Annotated in this window: 11 protein-coding genes; 1 reads left to right on the top strand and 10 read right to left on the bottom strand. The window is 61.6% G+C overall.

Annotation, left to right across the window (positions count from 1 at the left end):
• Positions 1-6 precede the first annotated feature (6 nt).
• From HX783_RS14190 to hutC, 5 genes are all read right to left on the bottom strand, one after another.
• The gene (locus HX783_RS14190; protein WP_159953745.1) at positions 7-972 is read right to left on the bottom strand and encodes an ABC transporter substrate-binding protein; all 966 of its coding nucleotides are present in this window, start codon (positions 970-972) and stop codon (positions 7-9) included.
• Positions 973-1041: 69 nt separating this feature from the next.
• Complete coding sequence (locus HX783_RS14185; protein ID WP_177017269.1) at positions 1042-2499, bottom strand: cytosine permease; 1458 nt, start codon at positions 2497-2499, stop codon at positions 1042-1044.
• A 98-nt stretch (positions 2500-2597) separates the two neighbouring features.
• Positions 2598-4268 carry a urocanate hydratase gene (hutU, locus tag HX783_RS14180; RefSeq protein ID WP_159953743.1) on the bottom strand — a complete coding sequence of 557 codons (1671 nt, stop codon included), beginning with the start codon at positions 4266-4268 and terminating at the stop codon, positions 2598-2600.
• A gap of 406 nt (positions 4269-4674) precedes the next feature.
• The gene (locus tag HX783_RS14175; RefSeq protein ID WP_159953742.1) at positions 4675-5235 is read right to left on the bottom strand and encodes a HutD family protein; all 561 of its coding nucleotides are present in this window, start codon (positions 5233-5235) and stop codon (positions 4675-4677) included.
• Positions 5232-5942, bottom strand: a complete 711-nt coding sequence (gene hutC / locus HX783_RS14170) for a histidine utilization repressor (protein ID WP_232109295.1) — start codon at positions 5940-5942, stop codon at positions 5232-5234. The genes HX783_RS14175 and hutC overlap by 4 nt, the downstream gene beginning before the upstream one ends.
• Positions 5943-6089: 147 nt before the next feature.
• On the opposite strand from hutC, the gene HX783_RS14165 reads away from it, so the two are divergent.
• Positions 6090-7454, top strand: a complete 1365-nt coding sequence (locus HX783_RS14165; RefSeq protein ID WP_177017267.1) for a formimidoylglutamate deiminase — start codon at positions 6090-6092, stop codon at positions 7452-7454.
• Positions 7455-7584: 130 nt separating this feature from the next.
• On the opposite strand, the gene HX783_RS14160 is transcribed toward HX783_RS14165, so the two are convergent.
• From HX783_RS14160 to HX783_RS14140, 5 genes are all read right to left on the bottom strand, one after another.
• A complete protein-coding gene (locus tag HX783_RS14160) occupies positions 7585-8154 on the bottom strand; it encodes a lipocalin family protein (protein ID WP_159953739.1) in 570 nt (189 codons plus the stop codon).
• A 30-nt stretch (positions 8155-8184) separates the two neighbouring features.
• Positions 8185-8439, bottom strand: coding sequence for a hypothetical protein (locus tag HX783_RS14155; protein WP_017849914.1), 255 nt, complete (start codon positions 8437-8439; stop codon positions 8185-8187).
• Positions 8440-8688: 249 nt separating this feature from the next.
• Positions 8689-9699 carry a class 1 fructose-bisphosphatase gene (locus HX783_RS14150; protein ID WP_177017266.1) on the bottom strand — a complete coding sequence of 337 codons (1011 nt, stop codon included), beginning with the start codon at positions 9697-9699 and terminating at the stop codon, positions 8689-8691.
• Positions 9700-9795: 96 nt separating this feature from the next.
• A complete protein-coding gene (locus tag HX783_RS14145) occupies positions 9796-11139 on the bottom strand; it encodes a DUF3999 domain-containing protein (protein WP_177017466.1) in 1344 nt (447 codons plus the stop codon).
• Complete coding sequence (locus HX783_RS14140) at positions 11139-14651, bottom strand: DUF2339 domain-containing protein (protein WP_177017265.1); 3513 nt, start codon at positions 14649-14651, stop codon at positions 11139-11141. The genes HX783_RS14145 and HX783_RS14140 overlap by 1 nt, the downstream gene beginning before the upstream one ends.
• Positions 14652-14714: the final 63 nt, after the last annotated feature.

Raw genomic sequence — 14714 nt, 5'->3', positions numbered from 1 at the left:
CTTGACCTACAAGGCCGCGTCGATTTTCTTGGCTGCGTCGTCGCTCACCCATGCGTGCCAGACTTCAGGATGTTCCTTGAGGAAAATTTTCGCCAGTTTTGGCGACTCAATTCGCTCTTTGGCCATGCGACCGAGGTTCTGGTTCAGCAGATCGATGGGCAGGTTGACCTTTTCCAGCACGGCCACCAGCTCCGGCGCTTGCTCGTGGAAGGTCTTGGACAAGCCGACCTTGATGCTCACGCTTTTATCCACACCGGGTTTTTCTTCCAGCTTGACCAGGTCGACCTGGCCCATCAGCGGCGTTGGCGACCAGTAGTAGAACAGGATCGGCTCACCACGCTTGTAGCTCGACAGCACCGCCGCATCCAGCGCCGGGCCGGTGCCTGGGCGGAAGTTGGTGTAAGTGCTTTCCAGGCCGTAGCTTTTGAGCATCTCGCTGTTGTCCAGCTCGCAGGTCCAGCCGGCCGGGCAGTTGTAGAAACGGCCTTTGGACGGTTCTTCCTGGTCCTTGAACACCGAGGCGTATTTGGCCAGGTCAGCGATGTTTTTCAGGCCTGGCGCCTTGGGTTCCAGCTTGCGCTTGGCGTCGCCTTCAATCACGTAACGCGGCACGTACCAGCCTTCGACCGCGCCGACTACCGGGGCGCCGACGCCGACGACTTTGCCGGCCTTCTCGGCCTTGTTCCAGACTTCGCTGCGGCCAACCCACTCTTCGGCGAACACTTGGATGTCGTTGCTGCTCAGGGCGTTTTCCATGGTGATGGAGTTGCCCGGCAAGCTGTCGGTTTTGCAGTCGTAGCCTTTTTCCAGAACGGTTTGCAGGATGTCGGTGAGCAACATGCCGCTTTCCCAATTCAGGCCGGCGAATTTCACCGGCTTACCGGATTCGCACCAACCGGCCGCCTGGGCGCCGGCACTCGCCAACACGCTTGCGCAGAACACAGTAGCCAGCAGGGTCTTATTCATCTTCATTGTTGTGACGCTCCCAATCTTGAAATGGATTACGGCAGTCAGTAGGCGTCCTGCCCTGTCCACGTCCCATCAGGCTTGTGCAGCCAGCCCGTTTGTCGTTGGTGCAGCGCCCTGCTCTATTGGCAGGATCAGTTGATCGGGCACCGTGCCGTGCCATTTTTTCGCACATACGTAATACAAGGCCGCTGGCAGTACCAAGCCGATGATCCAGGAGATATCCACATCACCCAGCGCAGCAACCAAGGGGCCGGTGTAGAACTTGGTGGAGATGAACGGCAACTGCACCAGCACACCGAACACATAGACGCTGATACCCAGCAGGTTCCAGCGACCGTAGCGGCCATTCGGGTCGGCCAAAGCCGGAACGTCATAGCGCTCGCGGGTGATGCAGTAGTAATCCACCAGGTTGATTGCACTCCACGGCGTAAAGAACGCCAGCAGAAACAGGATGAAAGACTTGAACGCACCGAGGAACGAGTGCTGGCCGAGCAACGCGATCAGGGTTGCAGTGCCGACAATCACCAGCACGAACACCAGACGCTGCAGGCGGGTGACCTCAAGGCGGCCGCGGAAGCCGCTGATGATGGTCGCAATGCACATGAAGCTGCCGTAGGAGTTCAGGGTAGAGATGGTGACCTTGCCGAACGCGATGCTGAAGTACAGCAGCGCAGCGGTGGCGCCCGTACCGCTCAACCCAACAATGTAGGCGACTTCGTGACCGGCAAATTGCCCGTTGGACATGGCCGCGGCAAACACGCCAAGGACCATCGCCACCTGAGCGCCAATGACCGAACCGGCGCCGGCGGCGAGAAAGGTTTTCAGCGAAGATGTCTTGCTTGGCAAGTAACGTGAATAGTCCGCTACGTAAGGGCCGAAGGCGATCTGCCAAGAGGCCGCGAGCGACACCGCCAGCAGGAAACTGCTCCAGCTGAAGTGGCGGATCTGCAAAAGCGCGCCAACGTCGGTCTGGCTCATCAAACGACTGAACAGATAGACAAAGGCAATCACGCCAATGACGCTGGCGACACGCCCAATAAAGTGGATCACCCGGTAACCCAGTACGGTGACCAATACGATGACACTGGCAAAAATCAGGATACCGACGCTGTCGCTGACCCCGAACAACTGGCCCAGCGCCTGCCCCGACAGCACGGTCCCGGTTGCGGTGAAACCGAGGTACATCAAACAGACCAGCACAATCGGGATGGCTGCACCGTAAACGCCGAACTGCACCCGGCTGGAGATCATCTGTGGCAGGCCAAGCTTTGGCCCTTGCGCCGCATGCAACGCCATGACGCCGCCGCCGATGAGTTGGCCGATCAACAGGCCGATCAACGACCAGAACACATCACCGCCCAGCACCACGGCCAAGGCCCCGGTGACAATCGCGGTGATTTGCAGGTTGGCACCCATCCACAGGGTGAACTGGCTCAATAGACGACCGTGTCTTTCCGCTTCCGGGATGTAGTCGATCGAACGCTTTTCGATCAACGGGGTGGTGCTTGCACGTGGGTCATTTGCAGCCATGTGTGTTCAACCTCTGATGGATTGTTTTTCGGTAGTGCAGGTGAAACATGTCTTGTGTGCACAGCAGGCCAATTGTGGGAGCTGGCTCCCACATTGAGTTACTTGATCATCGGGAGGTTGAGGCCCTGTTCTTTGGCGCAGTCGATGGCGATCTGGTAACCCGCATCGGCATGACGCATCACGCCGGTGGCCGGGTCGTTGTGCAGTACGCGAGCAATGCGCTCAGCCGCTTCGTCGGTGCCGTCGCAGACGATCACCATGCCGGAGTGCTGCGAGAAGCCCATGCCTACGCCGCCGCCGTGGTGCAGCGACACCCAGGTCGCGCCGCTGGCGGTGTTGAGCAAGGCGTTGAGCAGTGGCCAGTCGGACACGGCGTCGGAACCGTCCTGCATGGCTTCGGTTTCGCGGTTCGGGCTTGCGACCGAGCCGGAGTCGAGGTGGTCACGGCCGATCACCACCGGTGCAGACAGCTCGCCGCTGCGCACCATTTCGTTGAACGCCAGGCCGAGTTTGGCGCGCTGGCCCAGGCCAACCCAGCAGATACGTGCCGGCAGGCCCTGGAAGCTGATGCGCTCGCGGGCCATGTCCAGCCAGTTGTGCAGGTGGGCGTCGTCGGGGATCAGCTCTTTGACTTTGGCGTCGGTTTTGTAGATGTCCTGCGGGTCGCCGGACAGGGCAGCCCAACGGAACGGGCCGATGCCACGGCAGAACAGCGGGCGAATGTAGGCCGGTACGAAGCCCGGGAAGGCGAAGGCGTCTTCCACGCCTTCTTCTTGCGCCATCTGGCGGATGTTGTTGCCGTAGTCGAAGGTCGGAATGCCTTGCTTCTGGAACTCGAGCATGGCTTTGACGTGCACGGCCATCGACTGTTTGGCGGCCTTGATCACAGCCGCCGGCTCGGTCTTGGCGCGCGCGCGGTATTCGTCCCAGGTCCAGCCGGCCGGCAGGTAGCCGTTGAGCGGGTCGTGGGCGCTGGTCTGGTCGGTGACCATGTCCGGGCGCACGCCGCGCTTGACCAGTTCCGGCAGGATTTCCGCCGCGTTACCCAGCAGGGCGATGGAGATGGCCTTGCCTTCCTTGGTGTACTTGGCGATGCGCGCCAGGGCGTCGTCGAGGTCGGTGGCTTGCTCGTCGACGTAGCGGCTGCTCAAGCGGAAGTCGATGCTGACCTGCTGGCATTCGATGTTCAGCGAGCAGGCGCCGGCCAGGGTTGCGGCCAACGGCTGCGCACCGCCCATGCCGCCGAGGCCGGCGGTGAGTACCCAACGGCCGGTGAGGTCGCTGTTGTAATGCTGGCGCCCGGCTTCGACGAAGGTTTCGTAGGTGCCTTGGACGATGCCTTGGCTGCCGATGTAGATCCAGCTGCCGGCGGTCATCTGGCCGTACATGGCCAGGCCCTTGGCATCCAGTTCGTTGAAGTGTTCCCAGCTGGCCCAGTGCGGCACCAGGTTGGAGTTGGCGATCAGCACGCGCGGGGCATTGCTGTGGGTCTTGAACACGCCGACCGGCTTGCCGGATTGCACCAGCAGGGTCTCGTCGTCATTCAGGTTGGTGAGGCTCTCGACGATCTGGTCGTAGCACTCCCAGTTACGCGCCGCACGGCCGATACCGCCGTACACCACCAATTCTTTCGGGTTCTCGGCCACTTGCGGGTCGAGGTTGTTCATCAGCATGCGCAGCGGCGCTTCAGTCAGCCAGCTTTTGGCGGTGAGCGTGTTACCGCGAGCGGCACGGATTTCGACGTCACGGTATTTTGTAGGCTTGGTCACTGCTAAGACTCCTCGGCGATCGATGCGCGAACATTGATGGTGCGAAGGAGAGTCTTACGCACACATCTTTACTTGTACATACAAGCATATGCAATCAAGCGGCCAACTTTCTGGGGAGGCTGTGCAGATTTTTTTCGAAGGCGTGTGCAGGCCTTGAGAATTAAGGCTTGGAGGCTTGGTGAAATTTCTTTAGGAGGTGTTTTTCGCAGAGGACGATTGTTCATAACAACGCGGCGTTGCGCCACGCTGGGGCATTCGGTAACAAATTGGTGCGGGCCTGGAAACAGGTTTCTTCAACAACACAGAAACAAATGTGGGAGCGGGCTTGCTCGCGAATGCGGTGGGTCAGTCGACGCATCTGTTGACTGTCACACCGCATTCGCGAGCAAGCCCGCTCCCACAGTTTTTAACCGCGCGCGGTCAGTTCGATAATGCAGCTGCGGCCGCTGACCGAGATATCCAGCAGGCCAGTGTTACCGTCCACTTGCAGGCAGTCGTGATGGCCCAACTTCTGGTCCAGCACCTTCACTTCATCCGCCACGCTGAACACCAGCACCGTCTGCGCCGTGGTGAAGAAATGCTGCACGCCGTCAATCCACTGAAAACGTGCGTGGTAACGGGCGGGCGAATAAATCAGGTTGAAATCGCGAATCGGCCCCGTGATCAAGCGGCACGAAACCTCACTTTCACCGCTGAACGCAAACGGCTGCAGCGGCAACAAACCACGCTGCTCCTCGCCGTCGACGGTCAACACCATGCCCGCGCCTTTGATCACGGTGATCACGCGCTGGTAACCGGCGAAGGTGGAAAACCCGCCTGACTCGGCGATATCGGCAATCGACAAGCGCCAACCGAAGCCATCCAGGCCTTGGCCTGCATCACGGGTGATTTCTTCGGTGCTGCCGCCGCCGTTTTTCCACGGCATGCGGATGTAATCGGCGGCGCGCCAGACTTTCACGCTACTCATTTACTGAAACGTCCTTCCAGGCTATGACGGGAACCGGGGTGGATCAAACGCGCGGCGGTGACCGGCTGGCGGCCCGACCAGGTGCGGCGGCGAATCAACAGGCACGGCTCGCTTGGCTCGATCTGCAGCAGCTTGCACTCTTGCGCGTCGGCGAGGATCGCTTCGACCACGTGCTCGCCTTCGGTCAGCGGCGCGACCTGGTTCAGATAGGCGTAGGGCGTTTGCTGGGTGAAATCCTGCTGCAAGTAGTCCGGCGCCACCAGGGCGTTGACGAAGCGGTCTTCGATTTGCACCGGGATGTCGTTTTCGAAGTGCACGATCAGCGAGTGGAACACCCGCCCGCCTTCGCGCATTTCCAGGGCGACGGCGCGCTCGGAGCCTGCGGCCTCTTCGCACAAGTGGATGACCTGGCAGGTATGCCGATGACCGCGAGAGGCGATCTCATCGGCAATGTTGTGCACTTCAAACAGCGCCGACTGGCTCTTGGGCTCGGCGACGAACGTGCCGACGCCCTGCATACGTACCAGCAAACCTTCGGCGGTGAGTTCGCGCAGGGCGCGGTTGATGGTCATGCGGCTGAAGCCCAGCTGGCTGACCAGCTCGCTCTCGGACGGCACGCGGTAATGCGGCGGCCAGTTGCCGTTGAGGATCTGCTGGCTGATCATCTGTTTGACGCGGGCATACAAGGGCGCCGGACTTTCGTCCATGTGGGCAGCCAGCGAAGACTTGGCAGGCGGAGTCGGCACAGGGAATCCTTGCAGGGGGAAAAGATGCATAGATTGCCGGAGTTTACCGAGCAGGCAAACGTCTGTATATGTATATACAAATAAACACACGACCGGGGTGCCTTGATCATGTCCGCTTTCTTTGCCGAACGCGCGCTGCTGCCTAATGGATGGGCCAACGATGTACGCTTTGAAGTCAGCGCCGATGGAGCGCTGACCCACGTTGAGCCCAATGCCAGTGCAGACGGCGCCGAACGGCTCAGGGGCCCGGTGCTGGCGGGCATGCCGAACCTGCATTCACACGCGTTCCAGCGTGCCATGGCGGGTTTGGCCGAAGTGGCGGGCAACCCGAATGACAGCTTCTGGACCTGGCGCGATTTGATGTACCGCATGGTCGGCAAGATCAACCCGGACCAACTGCAGGTCATTGCACGCCAGCTGTATATCGAGATGCTCAAAGCCGGTTACACCTCGGTGGCCGAGTTCCACTACGTGCACCATGACGTCAGCGGCCAGCCGTATGCCGACCGCACAGAGCTGTCGCGGCAGATCAGCCAGGCGGCCGCCAGCAGCGGGATTGGCCTGACGCTGGTGCCGGTGCTCTATACGCACTCCGGGTTTGGCGGCCAGGCGCCGAATGAAGGCCAGCGACGGTTTATCAACAGCACCGAAAATTACCTGGACCTGCAAGCGCGTTTGCAGCCGATCCTCGCCGCGCAACCGGCGCAGCAGTTGGGCCTGTGCTTCCACTCGTTGCGCGCCGTCACGCCGCAACAAATCAATGAGGTATTGGCCGCCAGTGACAAGGCCTGCCCGGTGCATATCCACATCGCCGAGCAGCAAAAAGAGGTCGACGACTGCCTGGCCTGGAGTGGCAAACGTCCGCTGCAGTGGCTGTATGACAATGTCGACGTCGATGAGCGCTGGTGCCTGGTCCACGCCACTCACGCGGATGCTGAAGAAGTGGCGCGCATGGCCAAGAGCCGCGCGATTGCCGGGCTGTGCCTGACCACCGAAGCCAACCTGGGCGACGGGATTTTCCCGGCGGTGGATTTTCTCGCCCAAGGCGGGCGCATGGGCATTGGCTCCGACAGCCATGTGTCGCTCAGCGTGGTGGAAGAATTACGCTGGCTGGAATACGGCCAGCGCCTGCGTGATCAACGGCGCAACCGCCTGTATCGCAGTGATCAGCCGATGGTAGGGCGTACGTTGTTTGATGCGGCGTTGGACGGCGGCGCCCAGGCGTTGGGCCAGCCGATCGGTCGATTGGAAGTGGGTAAACGTGCGGATTGGATCGTGCTGGACGGTAATGATCCGTACCTGGCGACGGCGACCGAGGACGGCATTCTTAATCGCTGGCTGTTCGCCGGTGGTGATCGGCAAGTGCGCGATGTGCTGGTGAACGGCAAGTGGGTAGTGCGCGATGGACGGCATGCCGGTGAGGAGGAAAGCAGCCGGGCATTCACGCAAGTCCTGATGGACTTGCTCGGCTAACAAACATTGCAAACCAATGTGGGAGCGGGCTTGCTCGCGAATGCGGTGTATCAGTCATTACATCTGTCGACTGACACTCCGTATTCGCGAGCAAGCCCGCTCCCACATTTTGTTCAGCGGTAGCCCAGGTTTACTGCGAGGTTTTAGCCATCTGCTTGTCTGACGTACGCCAGATCAGCCGCGTGGTGTCATACCCTTGCTGCCGCGCCCTGCTCAGCAGGTCTTCGCGGGTGTCGGCATTCACCGTCGGCGTGCGCGACAAGATCCACATGTAGCGGCGGCTCGGGCTGCCGACGATGGCGGTCTTGTAGTCATCGCTCACGTACAGCACCCAGTAATCGCCCTTGGCGACGCCCGGCAGCAGCGCCGTGAACCAGTTATTGAATTCCACCCAGAGCTTGTCGGTCTTGCCGGGCACTTGCGGCGTGGCCGTGCCCTTGGCTTCTTCCCACTTCCACTCAGGTGTCAGGCAGCGGTTGAACACCGACATGTCGCCATCAGGCAGCAAGGTGTAGCGGGCTTCGGACTGCGCGCAGTTGCGCTGGAAGTACATCGGCAATCGGGCCAACTCATACCAGGTGCCCTGGTAACGCTTGAGGTTGACGTTGCTCGCTGTCTTGGGTTGCAGATCATCGCCAGAATGGCTGGCGCAGCCCGCCAAAAACAGGCTGGCACAAAGGCACAAAACAAAACGCATCATTCTTCTTCTCCCGCAGGCTCGCGCCCCGGTTTACTTCAGGCCTTGCCCGGAAAACATCAGAACTTTGTCACCGGCATATTGAACGCTGATAAAGCTGTTTTTATCGCCCCAGGTGCAACTGGACATACCCAGTGCGCCGGAACAATCGGTCGGCTTACCCAGCAACGACTCTACTTCAGCCTTGGCCATGCCAGCCGACAACTTCGCGTAATTTTCTTGGTTGACCTTGCTGCAAGCGGCCAATAGCACGCAAAAAGCCAGCAAAGCGAGACGGCGTAACGACATGGAAAAACTCCTGGAGGGACGAAGCAGCTTGGGTATCTGCCAGAAGCTTAGAAGGGAAAAGAGGTGTCTGGTTCCCGACGGGCGAAAACAAAAAAGCCCCGAAAACGCTGAAACGTTTCGGGGCTTCTTGTGGTTCAAAAACATCACGCCGTTGTGGCGAGGGAGCTTGCTCCCGCTCGGGTGCGTAGCGCCCGCAAGATTGTCAGGGCCGCTTCGCAGCCCAACGGGAGCAAGCTCCCTCGCCACAGGTTACTTCTTGTGGTAACCGGTCACGCGTTCAACTTCTTCCTTCGAACCCAGGAACACCGCCACGCGCTGGTGCAGGCCTTCAGGCTGGATGTCGAGGATGCGCTGGTGGCCGTCGGTGGACGCGCCGCCCGCTTGCTCAACCAGGAACGACATCGGGTTGGCTTCGTACATCAAACGCAGCTTGCCCGGCTTCGACGGCTCGCGGCTGTCACGTGGGTACATGAACAAGCCACCACGGGTCAGGATACGGTGCACGTCGGCAACCATCGCGGCGACCCAGCGCATGTTGAAGTTTTTCTTCAACGGGCCTTCTTCGCCTTCCATCAACTCGTTGACGTAGCGCTTAACCGGTTCTTCCCAGTGGCGCTGGTTGGACATGTTGATCGCGAATTCCTGGGTGGAAGCCGGAATCGAAATGTCTTCGTGGGTCAGTACGAAGCTGCCCATCTCGCGGTCCAGGGTGAAGCCTTTGACGCCGTCGCCCAAGGTCAGCACCAGCATGGTCTGCGGGCCGTAGATCGCGTAACCGGCAGCGACCTGCTCGGTGCCTGGCTGCAGGAAGGCCTTTTCGTTCAAGGCTTCGTTCTGGCTCAGGTATTCATTCGGGCAGCGCAGTACCGAGAAGATGGTGCCGACTGGTGCGTTGATGTCGATGTTGGACGAGCCGTCCAGTGGGTCGAACACCAGCAGGTAGGCGCCTTTCGGGTATTTGCCCGGGATTTGGTAGGCATTGTCCATTTCTTCGGACGCCATGCCGGCCAGGTGACCGCCCCATTCGTTGGCTTCAAGCAGGATCTCGTTGGAGAGTACGTCGAGCTTCTTCTGCACTTCGCCTTGGACGTTTTCAGTGCCCATGCTGCCCAGGACACCACCCAGTGCGCCTTTGGACACGGCGTGGCTGATTTCCTTGCAAGCACGCGCCACCACTTCGATAAGGAAGCGCAGATCGGCAGGCGTGTTGTTGCTGCGGGTCTGCTCGATCAAATAGCGACTCAGGGTAACGCGGGACATGTAAGGCTCCGGAGAATGGGGGGCTTATAAACCCGCGCAGTTTAACGCGAGTCGAGGGTTATTTCCTCTAATCAGAGGATTTAACGCCAATAGAGTTCACGGTTTGGCGGCGGGTTGGCGCAACAAACTGTAGGCCATCGCCCCCAGCGCCGCCACACCCAACAGGAGCACGGCCCACAGGCCGAGTTTCTTCCAGTCGGTGCCGGCTTCGGGCGGTGCGGCAACGCTAGCGCTTTTAACCACCGCGTCACCCGAGACCCTGGCCTGGCCCAACGTCTTGAGGCGCTCGGCGCTGTAGTCGGGGATCAGGGTCGCCAACGGCAGGTTCGCCGCCTTGACCGAGCCATTGCCCAGCGCCAGGGTAAACGGCGGCTCGCCTCGTGCCAGAAACACCAACTGCGTGGTACGCACGGCAAAGCGCAGGGCCGGTGCCTCGACGCCGAGGCCGCCACCGCGCTCGTCCACTTGCAGTTTGAGTTCGCCAACGGCCACACCCGGCAGGTGCAACTCGTCCTGCACCACGTCCTGGCCGTTCTGAGTCAGGCGGTATAACACGCCATTGCTCAGCGGCTGCCAGGCTTGATTGGCTTCACGGCGCCCCGCCAGGGTGACCGGCGCCAGCGTGTTGGGCTGCTTCAGCTCGATGCGTAAACGCTCGACGGCCAGCCCCGTCGGCAACTGCCAGCTGTACTCCCCGGCCTTGAGGCGCGTACCCGACAACGGCTGCGACCACACCAACGGCGTCGGCAAGCTGCTGCTGGTCGCACTCACCAGCTTGGCCGAGGTCAACGTCGGCGCGACCTGGCCTTGCCACAGCAGGCGCAGGTAACGCGCCGGTTGCCCCGGCAAACTCACGTCATGCTGCTCGACACGCTCGTCGGCAAATGAAAGGCGCGCCACCTGGCCATCGCCCCAGGATTGCCAGTGCTGCAAGTCATCACTGGCCTCGATGCTGAAACGCTGAAAGCCGTCCTGCTCGCGGCTCCAGTCCAGGCTCAGTTGCTGCAGCGGCGCCTTGATCGCGCTGGCGTCCAGCACCCAGCCGCGCAGCACTTGCTTGCCGGCCTTGGACGGACGCACTTCCAGCAGGGTGCCCTCGGCGGTGGATTTCATCACCACGTCCGGCACACTTTCACGCGTATCGGCGGCGTACAGCGGAAACCACTTCACGTCAGCCACATTGCGGCTTTCGGTGCGCTGCGCGGATTGGCGCGACAACGCATAGGCCTGGGGCTCACCGGCGGCGTTGAACACGCGCACATCGCTGAGATCGGCCTGGCGCGCGCTCAATTGCACAGACAGCGGCAGCTCCAGGCGATACCAGGGGCCGCTGCCACTCACCGTCAACGGCACTTGGGTGGTGAAATCGGCAGGCGTTTCCTGCGCCCACACCGACAAGGTCGTGCACATACCCACCGCGATCACGCTCAACTTACCGATCAAGAGGTTGCTCCTTCAGTTTCCAACACCGGTTCGGCGCGCTTGGGCGGCAGCGGCGCAAAGTAACCCACCACCAGCAACAGCCCGCCCACGCCGATAAACGACACGATCCGCGCCAGCCCGCCACGGTTACTCAACTCGACAAAGAACAGCTTGGCGACCACCACCGCAATCAACGCCGCGCCGATCAACCACACTTCACGACGATGGCGCAGGTGGCCGCCGATCATCAGCCCGAGGGCGATCAGGGTCCAGACAATCGACAGACCGGCCTGCACCAACATCGACGCCAGCAAGGCATCCAGTTGGAACGGCACGCCCGCCCAGTGGTGGGCGGTGCGCATCACCAAGGCTGTAAAGAAGGCAAACAGCGAAACACCCGCGACACCTTGGGCAATCAGTTCAGCACGCGGCCCGCGCTGTGGCGCCACGCTGCGCGACCACAGGTAAATACCCAGCAACGCGAACAGCAAGCCCAGCTCCAGCGGGTTGATTAGCGGAACATAAGGCAGTGGCTTCGCCGTGCCGTCACTGAAGATATTCGCCAACCAGAACCAGCCGAGCATCAGCACCGCCAGCGGCAGTGCGGCGAGTACACGGTATTCACGCGGATACGCCGACACCGGCCACGGCCAACTGCGCGGTGCCGCCGCCAATACCAGGTACAGGCTTGGCAGAATCGCCCAACCCAGCCAGCGCCAGGCGTTGTACTCGCTGGACAGCAATAACAGGCCGTAACGCAGCTCCAGCGCCAGTACGCCGATCAACATCCAGCAACCCAGCACATGAGCGATGCTCAACACCTTGCTCGGCACCACCGCAGCCAAACGGCGCAGCGAGATGAAATGCACCACAAACACCGCCAACCACGCCAGCCAGCCGAAGTGTGCCGCCGGGTGGTAGTAATCATTGGCAGACGCCAGCAATACCACGCCCGCCGCCGGCATCAGCAAGGTGCACAGCATACCCAGCGACGCCCAGCGCAACCGGTCGGCCAGCAGCGCCCAGATCGCCACGCTCACTGCCGCGATGCCGAGCAACAATGGCCCCTGCAGCTCTTGCGACGTAAACCGCAGCACTTCGCCGATCAACGCCAGTGCCCACCACGCCGCGCCCCACACCAGCAGCAGGTCGGACAGGCGTTGCAGTTTCAACACGCTGAACACCGGCGCATGCGGTTCACGCTGCAAGCGCCAGGCGCCGACCAATGCGGCCAGGCCCAGCACCATCGGCGTCCAGAAACCGCTGTGCGCCAGCGGGCGCAAGCCCTCGCGGGTCAACGGCCCGAGCAACTCCGGCATCGCGAGCAGGAACGAGGCGCCACCGACCAATTGCAGCAGCAACCCAAACACAAAGCTGACGCGCTGTTGCAGGTACAGGCTCAACCAGATGATTAACAAACCGCTGGCCGCCCACACCCCGCTGGCGCTCTCCCATGGCAACACGAACAGCACCGCAAGATTGATCAATACCAAACCTGCGAGCAGCACCACCGACAGCGCGCGCAGTAGACGTACGTCGCTGCGCACCATGTCGTCACGTGCCGCCATGAGCATGCCGCCGACCAGCGCCAGGCCAATCAGCGAAGCGGTCAACAAGCCGGTCCACCCGGCACTGAAGACTGCCGCCCCATCACCGCCCCGCAAGCGCAGCAGGAACAGCGCACCGCCCAGCAACTGCACGGCAAAGGCGGTGAACAGGAAGGTGCGCGAGCCGATGCGCAGGCCGACAAACAGGGTAGCCAGACCGGCGATTGCCCAACTGATGGCGGTGCCTTGTGTCTGTAGCAGCAGCGGTGCGAGCAGGTACAAAAAGGTCAGGCCCAGGCTGGCCAGCACGGGCATGCCTTTACGCTCCCAGGCCGCCGACTGTTCTGCCGTGGCCCTGCGCAACTGATCGAAGCTGAACAGCAACGCCGCACCCAGCAACAGCGCGCCCAATGGCGCACCGTCGAGCAGGCTGTGTTCGCCGATGCGCAGCTCGCTGAGGAACGCCAGCGCCGAGCCCAACTGCAACAACAAACCAAACGCGCGCGCCAAAGGCCGCTGCTGACGCAAGCCGAGCCAGAAGATCCCGGCGCCCTCCACCGCCCACGCGGCAGCCGTCCAGCGCGCGTCGAGGCCCAGGGGAATCGCCAGGCTGGCAAAGATCACGCCCAGCGCCAGGCAGGTTTCCGCCAGCAGCAAGGCGCGCCCGCCGTTGAGCACTCGGGCCAGGCCCATGTAGATAAGCCCTAAGCCGAGCGCACTGAAGGCAGCGGCAAATTCCAGGTGCTGCACCAGGGCGAACTGCAAGCCAAAGCCCACCAGCGGCGGGCCGAACAACATGCTGCCGTCGACGTAATCACCCTTGGCCGCCGACCAGCGTAGCAATGCATCACGGCCCTCGGGCGCATCGCCCATCTCTTGCAACTTCCGTCGAGTAAACAACAGGCCGATGGCCAGGTACATCAGGAAAAACAGAATCAGGAACGGCTCGGTGCTCCACAGCAGTTCCGGTGTGTAGGAGCGCATGCCCCAGGCGAAACCGATGCCGAAAGTGCCGACAAACCCGATCAGGTTGAGCAAGCGCCAGGCCTTGAACCAGGCGATGGCGAGAATGCCGGCGTTGAGCAATGCGAAGTAACTGAACAACGCCACGTGGTTGCCGGCGCCGGTAGAGGTGAGGATCGGCGCGGCAAACCCACCCAGCGCCGCCGCACAGGCGAGGCCGAGGGCGTCCTGGGTGATCGCCAGGATCGCCGAAAACACCGTGACTGCCACCAACAGGCCAAGGGCGGCGCTCGGGTCGATCAACGGGTGCAAGCGCATCGCGGCAAACACCGTCAGGTACAACACGGCAATGCCGGTGCCTTGCAGCATCAGGCCGTAATTGCTGTTACGCAGCCGCAACCACCAGCCCAGACCCAAGAGGCCGATGGCAGCAGCGGCAACCCCGGCGTAACGCAGCTCGATCGGCACTACCACGCCTTCGGTGGCATAGCGCAGCAGGAAGGCCAGGCCGAGGAACAACAGCACCACGCCGACGCGCAGCACGGTGTTACCGCCGAACAGCCAATTGCGGGCGCCGCTGAAGGCGCGCTCGATCAGGTTGGGGCCGCGCGGAATCGCAGGCTCTTCAGGTTGTGGTGTCGGCGCAGCCACCCAGACGTCGTCCGGCAGCGGCTGGCTGGCTTCGGCAACCATGGCAACAGGCGCCAGTTCGGCGGGAAGCTCCCAGACAAGTTCGGGCTTTGCAACGGCGGGGGCGGGTTCAGGAATGGGGGATTGGACAATGACACTGCTTGTCGGCGCAGGCACTTCCAGCTGCCGCAGGCGTTCGCCCAGCGCGATCAGCGCTTTCTGTGTGGTTTCCAACTGACGCGCTTGCTGGTTCGCTTGAGTCGACAGCATCGACAGGCGAATCGCCTGGCCAATGCCCAACCCCAGCAGCGCACCGAAGCCGGCGTCGGTGAACGACTCATCGAGTGTCCAGCCGAGCACCAGGCCAATCAGCATGAAAATCCATTGCATGGTCGATATCCCTAAGCAACCCGAGGCGGGCGTAAGCGTTGCTCAGTATATCGACACCGAACC

The organism is Pseudomonas sp. D2002 (assembly GCF_013385735.1).
GTDB lineage: Bacteria > Pseudomonadota > Gammaproteobacteria > Pseudomonadales > Pseudomonadaceae > Aquipseudomonas.
The sequence above is the reverse complement of the archived record's forward strand: the minus strand, read 5'-3'. Positions and strand labels throughout refer to the sequence as shown.